At 67.8% G+C, this 17,403-nt stretch carries 12 protein-coding genes; 11 read left to right on the plus strand and 1 reads right to left on the minus strand.

The window, feature by feature from the left end:
- Position 1: 1 nt before the first annotated feature.
- Positions 2-1,300, plus strand: coding sequence for an ATP-dependent Clp protease ATP-binding subunit ClpX (clpX, locus tag ACIA8E_RS06405; RefSeq protein WP_399295172.1), 1,299 nt, complete (start codon positions 2-4; stop codon positions 1,298-1,300).
- A gap of 1,656 nt (positions 1,301-2,956) precedes the next feature.
- Here the strand turns inward: clpX and ACIA8E_RS06410 are convergent.
- Entirely contained in the window at positions 2,957-3,970 is a 1,014-nt protein-coding gene (locus tag ACIA8E_RS06410; RefSeq protein ID WP_399295174.1) for a hypothetical protein, read from the minus strand.
- 138 nt (positions 3,971-4,108) lie between these two features.
- Here ACIA8E_RS06410 and ACIA8E_RS06415 point away from each other — a divergent pair, with 138 nt between their 5' ends.
- From ACIA8E_RS06415 to ACIA8E_RS06460, 10 genes are all read left to right on the plus strand, one after another.
- Positions 4,109-6,730 (plus strand): valine--tRNA ligase, encoded by a 2,622-nt coding sequence (locus ACIA8E_RS06415; protein ID WP_399295176.1) that lies wholly within the window; start codon positions 4,109-4,111, stop codon positions 6,728-6,730.
- Between the two features lie 130 nt (positions 6,731-6,860).
- Positions 6,861-8,384: a bifunctional folylpolyglutamate synthase/dihydrofolate synthase gene (locus tag ACIA8E_RS06420; protein WP_399295178.1), complete on the plus strand. Its 1,524-nt coding sequence runs from the start codon at positions 6,861-6,863 to the stop codon at positions 8,382-8,384.
- A 4-nt stretch (positions 8,385-8,388) separates the two neighbouring features.
- Positions 8,389-8,730 (plus strand): DUF4233 domain-containing protein, encoded by a 342-nt coding sequence (locus ACIA8E_RS06425; protein ID WP_399295180.1) that lies wholly within the window; start codon positions 8,389-8,391, stop codon positions 8,728-8,730.
- 112 nt (positions 8,731-8,842) lie between these two features.
- Positions 8,843-9,256 carry a nucleoside-diphosphate kinase gene (gene ndk, locus ACIA8E_RS06430; RefSeq protein WP_399295182.1) on the plus strand — a complete coding sequence of 138 codons (414 nt, stop codon included), beginning with the start codon at positions 8,843-8,845 and terminating at the stop codon, positions 9,254-9,256.
- Positions 9,257-9,548: 292 nt separating this feature from the next.
- Positions 9,549-10,568 (plus strand): rod shape-determining protein, encoded by a 1,020-nt coding sequence (locus ACIA8E_RS06435; protein ID WP_030970092.1) that lies wholly within the window; start codon positions 9,549-9,551, stop codon positions 10,566-10,568.
- Positions 10,569-10,676: 108 nt separating this feature from the next.
- Complete coding sequence (mreC, locus tag ACIA8E_RS06440) at positions 10,677-11,696, plus strand: rod shape-determining protein MreC (protein ID WP_354392162.1); 1,020 nt, start codon at positions 10,677-10,679, stop codon at positions 11,694-11,696.
- Between the two features lie 11 nt (positions 11,697-11,707).
- Positions 11,708-12,370 (plus strand): rod shape-determining protein MreD, encoded by a 663-nt coding sequence (gene mreD / locus ACIA8E_RS06445; RefSeq protein WP_399295184.1) that lies wholly within the window; start codon positions 11,708-11,710, stop codon positions 12,368-12,370.
- Between the two features lie 61 nt (positions 12,371-12,431).
- Positions 12,432-14,606, plus strand: coding sequence for a penicillin-binding protein 2 (gene mrdA / locus ACIA8E_RS06450; RefSeq protein ID WP_399295186.1), 2,175 nt, complete (start codon positions 12,432-12,434; stop codon positions 14,604-14,606).
- Positions 14,606-15,796 carry a rod shape-determining protein RodA gene (gene rodA / locus ACIA8E_RS06455; RefSeq protein ID WP_399295188.1) on the plus strand — a complete coding sequence of 397 codons (1,191 nt, stop codon included), beginning with the start codon at positions 14,606-14,608 and terminating at the stop codon, positions 15,794-15,796. Before mrdA ends, rodA begins: the two co-directional genes overlap by 1 nt.
- A gap of 61 nt (positions 15,797-15,857) precedes the next feature.
- Complete coding sequence (locus ACIA8E_RS06460; protein ID WP_399295190.1) at positions 15,858-17,399, plus strand: CHAD domain-containing protein; 1,542 nt, start codon at positions 15,858-15,860, stop codon at positions 17,397-17,399.
- The last annotated feature ends 4 nt before the right edge of the window (positions 17,400-17,403 follow it).

The following is a 17,403-nucleotide window of genomic DNA, read 5'->3' on the forward strand; positions in this document are numbered from 1 at the left end:
CGTGGCACGCATCGGTGATGGCGGCGACCTGCTCAAGTGCTCGTTCTGCGGAAAGAGCCAGAAGCAGGTGAAGAAGCTCATTGCGGGACCCGGTGTGTACATCTGCGACGAGTGCATCGATCTCTGCAACGAGATCATCGAGGAGGAGCTCGCGGAGACCTCCGAGGTGCGGTGGGAGGAACTCCCCAAGCCGCGCGAGATCTACGAGTTCCTCGAGGGGTACGTCGTCGGTCAGGAGCCCGCGAAGAAGGCCCTCTCGGTCGCTGTGTACAACCATTACAAGCGGGTCCAGGCAGGCGAGAACGCCGGCGCGCAGGGCCGGGACGACGCCATCGAGCTGGCCAAGTCCAACATCCTGCTGCTGGGCCCCACGGGTTCCGGCAAGACGCTCCTCGCGCAGACGCTGGCCCGCATGCTCAACGTTCCGTTCGCCATCGCCGACGCGACGGCGCTGACGGAGGCCGGCTATGTCGGCGAGGACGTCGAGAACATTCTGCTGAAGCTGATCCAGGCCGCGGACTACGACGTCAAGAAGGCCGAGACCGGGATCATCTACATCGACGAGATCGACAAGGTCGCCCGCAAGAGCGAGAACCCGTCGATCACCCGTGATGTCTCCGGCGAGGGCGTCCAGCAGGCCCTGCTGAAGATCCTGGAGGGCACCACCGCCTCCGTACCGCCGCAGGGCGGCCGGAAGCACCCGCACCAGGAGTTCATCCAGATCGACACGACGAACGTGCTGTTCATCGTGGGCGGTGCCTTCGCCGGCCTGGAGAGGATCATCGAGTCCCGGGCGGGCGCCAAGGGCATCGGCTTCGGCGCGACGATCCGCTCCAAGCGCGAGATCGAGGCGAGTGACCAGTTCCAGGAGGTCATGCCGGAGGACCTGGTGAAGTTCGGGATGATTCCCGAGTTCATCGGCCGCCTCCCCGTGCTGACCTCGGTCCACAACCTGGACCGCGAGGCGCTGCTGCAGATCCTCGTCGAGCCGCGCAACGCACTGGTGAAGCAGTACCAGCGGCTGTTCGAACTCGACGGTGTGGAGCTGGACTTCGACCGCCCCGCGCTGGAGGCGATCGCCGACCAGGCGATCCTGCGCGGCACCGGGGCGCGTGGTCTTCGGGCCATCATGGAGGAAGTCCTGCAGTCCGTGATGTACGAGGTGCCGTCCCGCAAGGACGTCGCCCGCGTCGTCATCACGGCGGACGTGGTCCGTAACAACGTCAACCCGACGCTGGTCCCGCGCGAGCCGCGCACGATCGGCAAGAACGACGACGGACGGCACGAGAAGTCCGCGTAGCGGCTGCGATACGTACATGAAGGGGCGCCCGGCCAGGTGACTGGCCGGGCGCCTTCTTCTTGGCGGTTATATTTTAGTCGGTGGTGATATTTCCCGCTGTGGACAGTCCCTCCGAACTCAGATTCTTCGTAGAGGTTCTGAAGTGGATTCGCGCGCTGACTAAGAGGGACCCGAACAGCCACGATCACATTATCGCCGTCCCGGAGTGCCTCCAGGCGTCGGCGCCCGACGGTGCGTGCCATAGAGGGCAGTCGCTTCCGCGACTTGTGCGAACTTCAGCCGTGCAACGGCAGCGCGGTCAATATCCGGATGCCCTTCGTCTTCGGCCCAGTGCCGCGGCAGTCATTCTCGTTGCAGGAAATAAGACGAGCGGCCGACAGTGGAGGGCCGTTACCCGAAGGCCGTCGAAGCGCCTGATGGCAGGCGCGCCGCTTACCTTGAAGCCGTGGGGAGAAGGGGGACAACTGATGAAGCTCGGCAGACCGCGGCGTCACGCTGGCGAAGCACCCGAATCGATGCCATCAAGAGCGAAATGGGTGATGCCAGAGGTCATGAGCTGGCCTCTCTCCGGAGAGTGCAGGGTATGACTCGGTTACAAGGTCGCGAAGGCGATGGGTGTGACGCAGGGATGGATCAGTCAAGATCGAGCGTGGTGGGTTGCGCCTGGATACGGCGACGATGTCGGCCTACCTCGAAGCGATCGGCGGGGAACTGACATACCGGCCGCGGTCAGAAATGTGTCTCTGAAGCCCTGGCAGGAGTGATAGACGTCGAATTCCGCATAGACCTAGTCTGCACGGGTCGACCCACGCCAGTTCGGTCTTCGTCGAAGCAGGCCCGGAACTGAGCGGGCTGCTGCCGAAGGAACGACGCGCGGGCCGCTGCCGAGTAGAGCAGTGCCACCGCAGCCGCTTGCCCATACTCTGCTCAGTCACGACGCTCCGGACAGCGGCTTGATCAGCGCGCGGACCGAGGCGCGAGTCCACAGCAAGCCACTCATTCCGATGTCGGCCGGGGTGCAATCCAGCATCGCCTCAAGGGCTGCCGACATGCCGGAGGGTTCAGGAACTTGCCGCCCCTGGCGCGGTGGTTGCCGCGTCGCCGTCACAATGGTGACACCGTTCTCCGATATGTCCGGCTTTGGAAGCCATGCATATTTGCACGTCATGTTCACGCCATTCGCTGTTGAAGAGCATCAAGATCAAGACAGTCGAGCGATGACCCCTGGCGGTGAGTGCTTAATGGTGTTTATGTGATCGTCGATCAAGTTCACTCATGCTTCACGATCGGGGCGAGGTGTACTCATGAAGTTGCAGAAATTCCAGCGCACGTTTACGGCTGTGAGTGTAACTGCGGCGGCAATTTTGATTCCGCTTGCGACTGCCGAAACGGCAAGTGCCACTTCGTCGAATTGTGAGACTTATATGCACAATCAAGGGTACGTTGTGGGGGCGAAAGTGAAGCACGCGTGCAGTCATGACACTTGGTCTAGTAAGTACCTCTGCGTCCTTGAGCTCTCCCAGCTCATAAGCAACGCCCAGGACGTTGCTGGCGCTTGTAGCGCTGCAGTGCGACCGTAGTTCAGAATGGTCCTTGGGTAGGTGGGTGCCCGATTCAGCTCGGGCACCCACTACTTCGCTGATGCGATATGGTCGATCAGATCTTGGTGCGGGACGTGTTGTAGAGCTTGGCGGTCAGGGCGGCCGCGTCGTCCTGGGACATGCCCTTGCCCGTCATGGAGAGCGCCACGTCGACGCCGGTGACTACACCGACCGTGCTGTAGTCGGCCCAGACACAGATGGGGATCACGAATTCCTTCGGTCCCTTCGCGGCAGTGCCGTCGCCGTCCTTGTTGATCACTTTCATGTCCTGGCACTTCATCAGTGCGCCCGTGAACCCTGCCGGTGTCACGGCCTTGGGGCTGCCGACGAGCTGGATGTCCATGCTCTTCCCGCCCTTCTTCATGTCGGCCTCGGTGTTGTTGAAGGAGTTGTCGATGACCTTCGCCGGGTCGGTGACGTCCCCCCAGATACCCGACAGGGTCAGGGCCTTGTTGGTCAGCGGGTTGTCCGTCGAACCCGAGCTGTACTGGGCTGTCACCTGCTGGGCATCCTTGATCCCCATGCCCTCAGCCTTGGCCTTGTCGTTGCCGGTCATGGGCGTGGACGCCGACGAACCGGTCGTCTCCTTCTTGTAGCCGTCCACGGAGGCAGTAGGCGTCAGCTTGTAGCCCTTGGTGGAGTCCGCGACATCGCTGTTGCTCGCGCCCCCGCCCGACGTCAGGAAGTACGCCCCGCCCGCGATGACCGCCAGCGCCACGACCACGACGCCGATGATCAGACCCGTCTTCTTCTTCGGCGGAGCCGGCGGCATCGGGACCTGGCCGCCATAGGGGGCCTGGCCGTACGGGGCCTGGGGCTGCTGTCCGTACGGGCCCGGCTGCTGGGCCTGCGGGTAGCCGTATCCCGGCTGAGGCTGCTGCGGAACACCCTGGGGGGCCTGCTGCGGGTAGCCGTACCCCGGCTGGCCGCCCTGCGGCGGCTGACCGCCGTACGGGCCCGGCTGCTGGCCGTACGGGCCGGGCTGACCCTGCGGCGGCTGGCTGCCGTACGGTCCGGGCTGGCCCTGCGGCGGCTGGCTCCCGTACGGGCCCGGCTGGTTGTAGCTCATCTGCGCTGTCCCCTCCACAATGCTTATGCGTTCCGAACATCCTGTCGGAAGCCCCGCGGGCATGGGGCGGCGGGAGCCACACCGTTACTGAACAAACCGGTTTCAGTGCACGACTGTGACGGCCCTAAACTGTCCCCCGTGACCGAGAACACTCAGCAGACGCCAGCCAGCAACCCCGAACTGCCGACCCAGTACGCACCGGCCGAGGTAGAGGGGAAGCTGTATGAGCGCTGGGTGGAACGTGGTTACTTCGAGGCCGACGCGACGAGCGACAAGCCTCCGTTCACCGTCGTCATCCCGCCGCCGAACGTCACGGGCAGCCTCCACCTGGGGCACGCCTTCGAACACACGCTGATCGACGCCCTCACCCGCCGCAAGCGGATGCAGGGTTACGAGACGCTGTGGCAGCCCGGCATGGACCACGCCGGTATCGCCACGCAGAACGTTGTCGAGCGTGAGCTCGCCAAGGAGGGCAAGTCCCGCCACGACCTGGGGCGCGAGGCCTTCATCGACCGCGTCTGGCAGTGGAAGGGCGAGTCCGGCGGACAGATCTCCGGGCAGATGAAGCGCCTGGGTGACGGTGTCGCCTGGTCGCGGGAACGCTTCACCATGGACGAGGGCCTGTCCCAGGCCGTCCAGACCATCTTCAAGAAGCTCTACGACGACGAGCTGATCTACCGGGCCGAGCGCATCATCAACTGGTGTCCGCGCTGTCTCACGGCCATCTCGGACATCGAGGTCGAGTACCAGGACGACGACGGTGAGCTCGTCTCCATCCGGTACGGCGAGGGCGAGGACTCCATCGTCGTCGCGACGACCCGTGCCGAGACGATGCTGGGCGACACGGCCGTCGCCGTCCACCCGGGGGACGACCGCTACAAGCACCTGGTCGGCAAGGAGATCGAGCTGCCGCTCACAGGTCGCCGTATCCCGGTCGTCGCCGACGAGCACGTCGACCCCGAGTTCGGCACGGGCGCCGTCAAGGTCACGCCCGCGCACGACCCGAACGACTTCGAGATCGGCCAGCGGCACGGTCTGCCGAGCCTCGCTGTCATGGACGAGCACGCGATCATCACGGCGCACGGTCCCTTCCAGGGCCTGGACCGGCTGGAGGCGCGCAGCGCCATCGTCGGCGCTCTGCGCGCCGAGGGCCGGATCGTCGCCGAGAAGCGCCCATACGTCCACTCCGTCGGCCACTGCTCGCGCTGCAAGACGACGATCGAGCCGCGACTGTCCATGCAGTGGTGGGTCAAGGTCGGCCCGCTGGCCAAGGCGGCGGGCGACGCGGTCCGCGACGGCCAGGTCAAGATCCACCCGCAGGAGATGGAGAAGCGGTACTTCGACTGGGTCGACAACCTCCATGACTGGTGCATCTCGCGTCAGCTGTGGTGGGGCCACCGCATCCCCGTCTGGTACGGCCCGGACGGGGAGATCGTCTGCGTCGGCCCCGACGAGCAGCCGCCGAGCGGCGAAGGCTGGACGCAGGAGACCGATGTCCTCGACACCTGGTTCTCCTCCGGCCTGTGGCCGTTCTCGACGCTCGGCTGGCCGGAGCAGACCGAGAGTCTGGCGAAGTTCTACCCGAACTCCGTCCTGGTCACCGGCTACGACATCCTCTTCTTCTGGGTCGCCCGGATGATGATGTTCGGCCTGTACGCGATGGACGGCACCCCGCCTTTCCACACCATCGCTCTGCACGGCATGGTCCGCGACCAGTTCGGCAAGAAGATGTCCAAGTCCTTCGGCAACGCGGTCAACCCGCTGGACTGGATGGACAAGTACGGCTCCGACGCGCTGCGCTTCACCCTGGCGCGTGGCGCCAACCCCGGTGTCGACGTCCCGATCGGTGAGGACTGGGTCCAGGGTTCGCGTAACTTCGCCAACAAGATCTGGAACGCCACGCGCTTCGCGCTGATGAACGGTGCCACGATCGAGGGCGAGCTGCCCGACCCGTCGCAGATGTCCGCGACGGACCGCTGGATCCTGTCGAAGCTCAACAAGACCGTCGCCGAAGTCGACGCGTTCTACGACGATTTCCAGTTCTCCAAGCTCAGTGAGGCGCTCTTCCACTTCGCGTGGGACGAGGTGTTCGACTGGTACGTCGAGCTGTCGAAGACCACGTTCTTCGCCGGCGGCGAGCAGGCCAAGGTCTCCGGCCGGGTCCTCGGTGAGGTCCTCGACGTGATGCTGCGGCTTCTGCACCCGGTCGTCCCGTTCGTCACCGAGACGCTCTGGACCTCCCTGACCGGTCGCGAGTCCGTCGTCATCGCCGACTGGCCGAAGGACTCCGGCTTCCGTGACGAGGCCGCCGAACAGGAGATCGAGCTCGTTCAGCAGGTCGTCACCGAGGTCCGCCGGTTCCGCTCCGACCAGGGCCTGCAGCCCGGCCAGAAGGTCCCGGCCGAGTTCACCCTGACCGGCACGGCGCTGGCCCCGCACGAGGCGGCCATCCGCCAGCTGCTGCGCCTGCAGCCCGCCGGGGACGGCTTCCACGCCACCGCGTCGCTGCCGGTCGCGGGGGCCACCGTCGCCCTCGACCTGTCCGGAACCATCGACGTGGAGGCCGAGCGCAAGCGGCTGACGAAGGACCTGGGCGCCGCCGAGAAGGAGAAATCCCAGGCCAACGCGAAGCTCGGCAACGAGGCGTTCCTGGCCAAGGCCCCGGACAACGTGGTCGACAAGATCCGTACCCGGCTCGCCAAGGCCGACGCGGACATCGCGCGGATCACCGCTCAGCTGGCGAACCTGCCGCAGAGCTGATGACCTGAGTGCGAAGCCCCCGTGCCCCTGACCGACCAGCGGCACGGGGGCTTCGCCGTACGGGCGCCCATTCGTGCCCATTGCCCGGGCGCTGCGCCGGATGTCCGTCCCGGTCCGTAGACTGGGCCCCGTGAGTGAGCCCCGCCCTTCCGACCGGCATGACGCGTCCGAGTCCGACGACACCTTTGCGGAGATCGTCGACGAAGCGACCCAACGCGACCCCGACCTGGCGGTGATCGAGGCCGGCAGCCGCACCCTGCGCACCGCCTCGGGACCGGTCCCGGGCGACGAGGTCCCTGCCCGCCCCGCCGACCCGGAGGTGGACAAGGCGCTGCGCGCGGTGGAGCAGGAGCTCGCCGGCCGCTGGGGCGAGACCAAACTCGAACCTTCGGTGGCGCGCATCGCCGCACTGATGGACGTGCTCGGCGAGCCGCAGCGCGCGTACCCCTCGATCCACATCACCGGCACCAACGGCAAGACGAGCACGGCCCGCATGATCGAGGCGCTGCTCGGCGCCTTCGACCTGCGCACCGGCCGCTACACCTCGCCGCACGTCCAGTCCATCACCGAACGGATCAGTCTGGACGGCTCGCCGATGGACCCCGAGCGGTTCATCGAGACGTACCAGGACATCAAGCCGTACGTCGAGATGGTCGACGCCCAGCAGCCGTACCGGCTCTCCTTCTTCGAGGTGCTGACCGGCATGGCGTACGCGGCCTTCGCCGACGCGCCGGTCGATGTCGCGGTCGTCGAGGTCGGCATGGGCGGCAGCTGGGACGCGACGAACGTGATCGACGCCTCGGTCGCCGTCGTCACCCCCATCTCGCTGGACCACACCGACCGGCTCGGCACCACGCCCGCCGAGATCGCCGGTGAGAAGGCCGGGGTCATCAAGCAGGACGCCACGGTCATCCTGGCGCAGCAGCCGGTCGACGCCGCCCAGGTGATGCTGAAGAAGGCCGTGGAGGTCGACGCCACGGTGGCCCGCGAGGGCATGGAGTTCGGCATCGTCTCCCGCGAGATCGCGGTCGGCGGGCAGCTGCTGACCCTGCGTGGCCTCGGGGGCGAGTACGAGGGGATCTTCCTCCCGCTGTACGGCGCCCACCAGGCGCACAACGCGGCGGTGGCGCTCTCCGCGGTCGAGGCGTTCTTCGGCATCGGTGCCGAGCAGCCCGGCTCGCTCGACCACGACACGGTCCGCCGGGCCTTCGCCTCGGTGCGCTCGCCCGGCCGCCTCGAAGTCGTACGGAGCAGCCCGACCGTCGTCCTGGACGCCGCCCACAACCCGGCGGGTGCCCGTGCCACCGCCGACGGGCTGTCCGAGGCGTTCGGCTTCTCCCGGCTGATCGGTGTCGTCGGCGCCAGCGACGACAAGGACGTCCGGGGGCTCCTCGAAGCCTTCGAGACGATCTTCGCCGAGGTCGTCATCACACAGAACTCCACCGGCCGCGCGATGAACGCCGACGTACTGGCCGCCGTCGCGGTCGAGGTCTTCGGCGGCGACCGCGTCCAGGTCGAACCGCGCCTCGACGACGCGCTGGAGGCGGCGATCACCCTCGCCGAGGAGGAGGACGAGTACGCGGGCGCCGGCGTCCTCGTCACCGGTTCCGTGATCACGGTCGGCGAGGCCCGGCTGCTTCTGGGAAGGCACTGACCCTGTGCGTACGCTCTGTGCATCGACGCTGATCGGCGAGTTCTTCGTGATCGGCTTCGCCGGACTCGTCGCCATGAAGTCCGACGACCTGTCGAACGCCACCGTCTGGACGGTCTGCGGCGTCGGCATGCTGCTGTCCGTCCTGCTCTGCGGCGTGATCACCCGCCCCGGCGGCGTGCAGCTCGGCTGGGCGCTGCAGGTTGCGCTGGTCGCCGGCGGGTTCTTCATCCCGATGATGTACATCCTCGGTCTGCTCTTCGGCGCACTCTGGTGGGCCTCGGTGCACTACGGCCGCAAGATCGATGAGGCCAAGGCCCGCTGGGCTGCGCAGGAAGCGACCACCTAGGACGTCGGCGGCCGGCTGAAGCCTGTGACGGCGGGCAAACCCGGCCGCCGGCCCGTCCGCGGAGACCTGTAATCTCGCCTCACCGCACCTGCATGTCTTCAAGGAGCCGCACATGACTCAGCGCACCCTCGTCCTTCTCAAGCCCGACGCCGTCCGGCGCGGGCTGATCGGCGAGATCGTCGGCCGGATCGAGCGCAAGGCCGGCTGGCAGGTCACCGCGCTGGAGCTGCGCACGCTGGACCGTGCGACCCTGGAGCAGCACTACGCCGAGCACGTCGGCCGCCCGTTCTACGAGCCGCTCGTCGAGTTCATGCAGTCCGGCCCGGTCGTCGTCCTGGTCGCCGAGGGCGAGCGGATCATCGAGGGCGTCCGCGCCCTGGCCGGCCCGACCGACCCGATTTCCGCCGCGCCCGGATCGATCCGTGGCGACTTCGGGACGATCACCCGAGAGAACCTCATCCACGCCTCGGACTCCGAGGAGTCCGCAGAGCGAGAACTGAAGCTGTTCTTTCCGGGACTTTCCTGACCTCGGATCAGCCGAACAGCGCTGATGACCTGGGGCGACCGAAGTAATTCGGTCGCCCTTCGGCATATGACCGCCGATCGGGGGAACGCATCCCTCCGACGTAGCGTCACCATGAGTGGAACGGCCACCCGTTCCGCCCACACTGGCGAAGGCCCCTCGCGCGGTGTCCGTGCATACGGCACTACGATGGAATCTTCCAGGCCCGCAGCGCTCACTTCGCCTACCAAAAACAAGCCATCATTGCTTTCTTGGGAAGGCCCGACGCATCCTCATGGGGAACAAGGGGAACTCAATGTCGTTCATCGGCCGTGACATGGCTATCGACCTCGGGACTGCCAACACGCTGGTGTACGTCAGGGGGCGCGGCATCGTTCTGAACGAGCCGTCCGTCGTGGCCATCAACACCAACACCGGCGGCATCCTGGCAGTCGGTTCCGAGGCCAAGAAGATGATCGGGCGTACGCCGGGCAACATCGTTGCCGTGCGCCCCCTGAAGGACGGCGTGATCGCCGACTTCGAGATCACGGAGCGGATGCTCCGCTACTTCATCCTGAAGATCCACAAGCGCCGCTACCTGGCCCGACCGCGGGTCGTCGTCTGCGTGCCCTCCGGCATCACCGGGGTCGAGCGACGCGCCGTCATCGAGGCGTCGACGCAGGCCGGCGCACGCCAGGTGCACATCATCGAGGAGCCGATGGCCGCGGCCATCGGCTCGGGCCTCCCGGTCCACGAGGCCACCGGCAACATGGTCGTCGACATCGGTGGCGGCACCACCGAGGTCGCCGTCATCTCGCTCGGCGGAATCGTCACTGCCCAGTCGATCCGGGTCGCCGGCGACGAGTTGGACAACGCGATCATCCAGCACATCAAGAAGGAGTACTCGCTCCTCCTCGGTGAGCGGACCGCCGAACAGATCAAGATCACCATTGGCTCGGCGTACGAGATCGACAAGGACGAGCACACCGAGATCCGCGGTCGCGACCTGGTCTCCGGACTGCCCAAGACCGTGGTCATCTCCGCAGCCGAGGTCCGCAAGGCCATCGAGGAGCCCGTCAACGCGATCGTCGACGCCGTGAAGACGACGCTCGACAAGTGCCCGCCGGAGCTGTCCGGTGACGTCATGGACCGCGGCATCGTCCTCACCGGCGGCGGTGCGCTGCTGCGCGGACTGGACGAGCGGCTGCGCCACGAGACCGGCATGCCGATCCATATCGCCGAGGACCCCCTGGACTCGGTGGCGCTCGGATCCGGCAAGTGTGTCGAGGAGTTCGAGGCGCTCCAGCAGGTACTGGACGCCCAGCCCCGCAGGTAACACCGGGTCGACAACACAGCGGTCCGCCGTACGGGCGCTTCCGCCCGTACGGCGGATCGTTGATATACAGGCACGAACATTCCGACGAGGAAGGCACGGCCGCCGCACGTGAGGGACACACGAGAGAGCCGGCTGCTCCTGGTGCTGCTGATCGCCATCGCATTCGCCCTGATTACGGTGGACATCCGCGGCGGCGAGGAGTCACCGGTGGACGGCGCCCGGCAGGCCGCCGCAACGGCCTTCGGGCCGGTCGAGAAAGGCGTCGCGGCAGCCGTCGATCCGGTGGGCAACGCCATAGGGGCGATCCGTGCATCCGGTGCACGACACGACCGGATCGCCGTCCTGGAACAGCAGAACGCCGCGCTGAAGGCGAAGCTCGGCAGCGACGACCGCAACCGCAACCGGGTCCGCGAACTCGACAAGCTGCTGAAGAAGTCGTCCGCCGGGCAGTACGGCATCAAGGCTGCCGAGGTCATCGCCATAGGAGCGGCCCAGGGCTTCTCCTGGACCGTCACCATCGATGCCGGCTCCGACGACGGCATCAAGCGCGACATGACCGTCATCAACGGCGACGGGCTCGTCGGCCGGGTCACCACCGTCGGCCCGGACACCGCGACGGTGCTCCTCGCCAACGATCCCGACTTCACCGTCGGCACCCGGATGGAGAAGACCGACGAGCTCGGCTTCGCCACCGGCCAGGGCGACCGTCCGCTGTCCGTCCAGTTCCTCAACGGCAAGGCCAAGGTGAAGAAGGGCGACCGGCTGGTCACCTTCGGCTCCAGCAAGGGCAAGCCGTTCGTGCCGGGCGTCCCGGTCGGCGAGGTCGTCCGCGTCGACCCGTCGGGCGGTGACCTCACCCGTACCGTCTACGTCCGCCCGTACGCCGCCTTCAGCAAGCTCGACATCGTCGGCATCGTCGTCCAGGCACCGCGCGAGGACCCCCGCGACATGGTCCTGCCGAAGAAGGCCGAGAAGCCGAAGCCCACCCCGACGGTCACCGTCACGATCTCGCCCAACGGCGACATCGTCGACACCAACGGCAAGGTGGTCGGGAACGTCAACGGGACCCCCAGCGGGAGTCCCAGCCCCACCGGATCCACCGGCAACGCGGTCAACGAGCAGAGGTAGAGCTGATCCCCATGCGCTTCAACCGGACTCTGCTCTCCACCGCCCTGGTCGTGATCGCCCTCGTCGTGCAGGTCTCCGTACTCGCCCGACTGCAACTCCCCGGGGCCGTCCCCGACCTGCTGCTCCTCGTCGTGCTCGGTCTGGCCTTCGTGTACGGACATGTCGCCGGTGCCCTGATCGGTTTCGGCGCGGGACTCCTCGCCGATCTGGCACCGCCCGCCGACCACGCCGCCGGACGGTACGCCCTGGTCCTCTGCGTCATCGGCTACTGCGCCGGACTTGCCCGGCCGGACAACGGCCGGCTCAAGTCCGCGTTCGTCCCGATGGCCGCCGTCGTGGCCGCAGCGATCGGATCGACCCTGCTGTACGCCCTCGTCGGCGCCCTCGTCGGGGACACCGCCGCCCGTCATGTCGGCCTCGGCAGCCTGCTGTTCACCGCAGCCGTCTACGATCTGCTCCTCGCGCCGTTCACCGTTCCACTGATCATGGCGCTCGCCAGACGCACCGAGAACGACCCGCTCTCCGAGTCCTCCAGCAGTGGCGACATGGCCGCGGGCTGGCTCTCCTCCGGCACCGGACTCAGGATCGGCGGCCCGCGCGGCGGACTGCGTTTGAAGGCTGCCCGCAGCCGAGCGGCACGGGCCGGACGGATCAAGGGAGTCAAGCGACTGTGAGGCTGAACCTCGCCGGGGACACCCCTCGCACCCCCGGCCCGACCACTACCGGGGGCGCCGCGTGAGCAACATCCCGGAGACGGGCCGGACCCAGCGGGTCCAGATCCGGCTCGTCATCATCCAGGTCCTCGTCTTCTCCCTGCTGCTGACGCTCGGCGGCCGCCTCTGGTACCTCCAGATCCGCAACGGCCAGGAGTACACCGACGAGGCGAAGAACAACCACGTCCAGCAGGTCGTCCAGCCCGCGGTCCGCGGCTCCATCCTCGACGCGCGGGGAGTGCCCCTCGCCGACAACGAGACCCGCCTCGTCGTCTCCGCCAACCGCACCGATCTCATGAAGATGGACGACGACGGCAAGGGCGTCCTGACCCGCCTCGCCGATGTGCTCGGCATGAAGCCGAAGGACGTCTTCGACAAGATCCGGCTCTGCGACGCGAAGACGCCGCAGCCCTGCTGGAACGGTTCGCCGTACCAGCCGATCCCGGTCACCGACGAGGCCACCACCCAGCAGGCCCTCCAGATCCGCGAACGTGCCGAGGACTTCCCCGGCATCACCGCCGAACCCACCGCCGTACGCCGCTACGCCGCACCCGGCAAGGCCAACACCGCCCAGGTCCTCGGGTACCTCTCGCCCGTCACCGACGGAGAGATCACCAAGGCCAAGGACACCGCCTCGCCGTACCTCCGCTCCGACCAGGTCGGCCGCTCCGGCCTGGAGCGGACGTACGACAAGGAACTGCGCGGCAAGGCCGGCGTCACCCGCTACGAGGTCGACAACCTCGGCCGGGTCATCGGCCAGGCGAAGGACGACAAGGCCGAGCCCGGATCGAGCGTCGTCACCTCCATCGACGCCCGGGTCCAGGCCGTCGCGGAGTACGAGCTGAACGACGCGATGAAGGTCGCCCGCACCCAGTTCGACAAGAACACCAACGAGAACTACAAGGCGGACTCCGGTGCCGTCGTCGTGATGGAAGCCAAGACCGGCCGCGTCGTCGCGATGGCCTCCCTGCCCGACTACGACCCCAACGCCTGGGTCGGCGGCATCTCGGGCAAGGACTACGCCCGGATGACCAGCAAGAAGTCCAACTATCCGCTGCTCAACCGGGGCATCCAGGGCCAGGCCGCACCGGGCTCGATCTTCAAGGTCGTCTCGACCGCGGCCTCCATCCAGGCGGGTTACCCGTTCGACGGCCACTACACCTGCGGCAGCTCGTACACCGCCGAGGGCCACACCTACCAGAACTTCGAATCGGAGAGCCACGGCCCGATCACCCTGGGCCAGGCACTCGAGGTCTCCTGCGACACCGTCTTCTACGGCCTCGGCTACCAGCAGTGGCAGAAGGACGGCGGGATGAAGCCCAAGAAGAACCCCAAGGACTGGTTCTTCAAGACCGCCCACCAGTTCGGCCTCGGCAAGGAGACCGGCATCGACCTCCCCAACGAGGTCACCGGCCGCGTCCCCGACCGCCAGTGGAAGAAGGACTTCTGGAAGGCCAACAAGGACACCTGGTGCGAACAGGCCAAGAAGTGGCCCAAGAAGAAGGACTTCAACACCGTGCTCGCCCACGAGAACTGCCTCGAGGGCATGAAGCTGCACGCCTATGACTCGATCAACTACTCCATCGGTCAGGGCGACACCCTCGTCACCCCGATCCAGATGGCGACCATCTACGCCGCCATCAGCAACGGCGGCACGCTCTACGACCCGACCGTCGGCAAGGCGATCGTCAGCCCCGACGGCAAGCAGGTCAGCATGATCGGGCCCAAGTCGCACGGCAAGCTGCCGGCCAGCGCCAAGACCCTGAAGGAGATGGAGGGGGCACTGGCGGGCGTCGCGACCCGCGGCACCGCCGCCTGGAGGTTCGGCGGCTGGCCGCAGGACAAGATCCCGATGCACGCCAAGACGGGCACGGCCGAGGTCTACGGCAAGCAGACGACCTCGTGGTTCGCCACGTACACCAAGGACTACTCGATCGTCATGACGATCTCCCAAGGTGGTACGGGCTCCGGCGCCTCCGGGCCTGCTGTCCGCAACATCTACGACGCGCTCTACGGACTCGACGACTCCGGCAAGCAGGACCTCAAGAAGGCGCTGCTGCCCCACCCGCAGAAGTCCCTGCCCAAGATCCAGCACGACGGCTCGATCGACGCCCCGACGATCAAGCCCTATGACCCGGACTCGCAGAAGGTCCCGGCGGAGCAGACACTCGCCGCGGTGCTCGGGAGGCGCGACTGATGTCCGGCTTCTCCGTCTCCCGGTACGCCCCCAAGCGCTCCGCCTGGGGCCGGCTCACCGCCCGCGACTCCGTCGTACGCCGGCTCGACTGGCCGCTCCTCGGCTCCGCCATCGCGCTCTCCCTCATCGGCTCCGCCCTGGTCTACTCCGCGACCCGCGGCCGCGACGCCCTCACCCACGGCGACCCGTACTACTTCCTGCTCCGGCACGCCCTCAACACCGGCATCGGATTCGCCCTGATGGTCGGCACGATCTGGCTCGGCCACCGCACCCTGCGCGGCGCCGTCCCGATCCTCTACGGCCTCTCGGTGCTCCTGGTCCTCGCCGTGCTCACCCCGCTCGGCGCCACCGTCAACGGCGCCCACGCCTGGATCATCATCGGCGGCGGCTTCTCCCTGCAGCCGTCCGAGTTCACCAAGATCACCATCATCCTCGTCATGGCGATGATCCTCGCCGCCCGCGTCGACGCGGGCGACCAGGTGCACCCCGACCACCGGACCGTCGCCAAGGCGCTGGGCCTCGCGCTCCTCCCGATGGTGATCGTCATGGGAATGCCGGACCTCGGCTCCGTCATGGTCATGGCCGTCATCGTGCTCGGCGTGCTCCTCGCCTCCGGGGCGTCGAACCGCTGGATCTTCGGCCTCCTCGGCGCCGGAATCGCCGGAGCCGTCGCCGTCTGGCAGCTCGGCCTGCTCGACGACTACCAGATCGCCCGCTTCGCCGCCTTCGCCAACCCGGCTCTCGACCCGGCTGGCGTCGGCTACAACACCAATCAGGCCCGCATCGCGATCGGCTCCGGCGGACTCACCGGCACCGGCCTCTTCCAGGGCACCCAGACCACCGGCCAGTTCGTCCCCGAGCAGCAGACCGACTTCGTCTTCACCGTCGCGGGCGAGGAGCTCGGCTTCCTCGGCGCCGGACTGATCCTCGTGCTCCTCGGTATCGTCCTGTGGCGCGCCTGCCGGATCGCCCGCGAGACCACCGAGCTGTACGGCACGATCGTCGCCGCCGGAATCATCGCCTGGTTCGCCTTCCAGGCGTTCGAGAACGTCGGCATGACGCTCGGCATCATGCCCGTCGCCGGGCTCCCCCTGCCGTTCGTGTCGTACGGAGGGTCGTCCATGTTCGCCGTCTGGGTGGCCATCGGACTGCTCCAGTCGATCAGGATGCAGCGGCCGATAACGGCCTGAGCAGGTGACCCGTCCGCCGGGCCCCCTGCCGGACGGCGGAAAACGCGTCTAGATTCGGTGCATGGCGGACTCGAAGCGCGAAATCGAGCGGAAGTACGAAGCCACCGTCGACACCCGGCTCCCCGAGCTCACCCGGGTGGCCGGGGTCGCGGCCGTGGACCACCGCGGCGTCATGGAACTCGACGCCGTCTACTACGACACCGAGGACCAGCGGCTCGCCGCCGACTCACTCACCCTGCGTCGTCGCACCGGCGGTGACGACGCGGGCTGGCACCTCAAATTTCCGGTCGCCTCCGGCATCCGCGACGAGATCCGGGCCCCGCTCTCGGACACCCTCCCGGGCAGCCTCGCCGCACTGCTGCGCTCCCGGGTCAGGGAGACGGAACTCGTCCCCGTGGTCCGGCTGCTCTCCTCCCGCGACGTCCACCATCTGCTCGGCCCCGACGGGTCACTCCTCGCCGAACTCAGCGTCGACGAGGTCCGGGCCGTTCGGCTCGCGGGCGGCAGCGGCGCAGCGGCCTGGACCGAGATCGAGGTCGAACTCGCCGACGACGGCGACCCCGCCTTCCTCGACGCCGTCGAACACCGGCTCCGCAAGGCCGGCGTAAGGCCGTCCGCATCGGCCTCCAAACTGGCCAGGGCCCTCGCCGAGACAGCCCCGGGAAGCAAGACGGCCCCGAAGAAGCAGCGCACCGCGAAGAAGACCGCAGCGCGGCCCCGGACGGCGGGCGACCACGTCATGGCCTACGTACGCGACCAGATCACCGCCGTCGTCGCACTCGACCCCGCCGTACGCCGCGACCTCCCCGACTCCGTGCACCAGATGCGGGTCGCCACCCGCAGACTGCGCAGCGCCTTCAGGACGTACCGGAAGATCCTCGACCGCACCGTCACCGACCCCGTCGGCGACGAGCTGAAATGGCTGGCGGCCGAGCTCGGAATCGACCGCGACCAGGAGGTCCTCGACGAACGCCTGCGCGCCCGGATCGCCGACCTGCCCGGCACCCTGGTCCTCGGACCCGTCCGCGGCCGGCTCCGGATCTGGTCCGTGGCCCGCCGGCACGGCTCCCGGCGCCGGACCGTCGGCGTACTCGACGGGAAGCGCTACCTGGCCCTCCTGGAAGGCCTCGACGCGCTCCAGGCCGCGCCGCCGCTGCTGCCCGCCGCGGCCCACGCCCCCGAGGACGCACTGCCCCGCGCCGTGCTGCGGGACTACGAGCGCCTCGCCACCCGTATCGGCCACGCCCTGGAAATCGGGCCCGGCCCCGACCGCGACCTCGCCATGCACGACGCCCGCAAGGCGGCGAAACGCGCCCGGTACGCGGGGGAGGCGGCGACCGCCGCGCTGGGCCGTCCCGCCAAGAAGTTCGCCCGGCGGATGAAGGCCGTGCAGACCGTGCTCGGCGATCACCAGGACAGCGTCGTCGCCCGCGACGCCCTGCGCACACTGGCCGCCCAGGCGCACGCCGCGGGGGAGACCGCATTCACCTGGGGACTGCTGTACGGGCACGAGGAGGCGACCGCGGCCGCCCGCGAACAGGAGCTTCCCGAGGTGTGGGAGCGGGCGTCCCGGCCGAAATTGCGGGCGGCGCTGGAAGGCTGAGCAC

The sequence above is a fragment of the Streptomyces sp. NPDC051664 genome, assembly GCF_044453545.1.
Classification (GTDB): domain Bacteria; phylum Actinomycetota; class Actinomycetes; order Streptomycetales; family Streptomycetaceae; genus Streptomyces.

Excerpts from the sequence above, each read along its gene's own strand:
- ACIA8E_RS06435 (WP_030970092.1), top strand. The coding sequence starts at position 9,549 with ATGTCGTTCATCGGCCGTGACATGGCTATCGACCTCGGGACTGCCAAC.
- ACIA8E_RS06460 (WP_399295190.1), top strand. The coding sequence starts at position 15,858 with ATGGCGGACTCGAAGCGCGAAATCGAGCGGAAGTACGAAGCCACCGTC.
- rodA (WP_399295188.1), top strand. The coding sequence starts at position 14,606 with ATGTCCGGCTTCTCCGTCTCCCGGTACGCCCCCAAGCGCTCCGCCTGG.
- mreD (WP_399295184.1), top strand. The coding sequence starts at position 11,708 with ATGCGCTTCAACCGGACTCTGCTCTCCACCGCCCTGGTCGTGATCGCC.
- ACIA8E_RS06410 (WP_399295174.1), bottom strand. The coding sequence starts at position 3,970 with ATGAGCTACAACCAGCCGGGCCCGTACGGGAGCCAGCCGCCGCAGGGC.
- ndk (WP_399295182.1), top strand. The coding sequence starts at position 8,843 with ATGACTCAGCGCACCCTCGTCCTTCTCAAGCCCGACGCCGTCCGGCGC.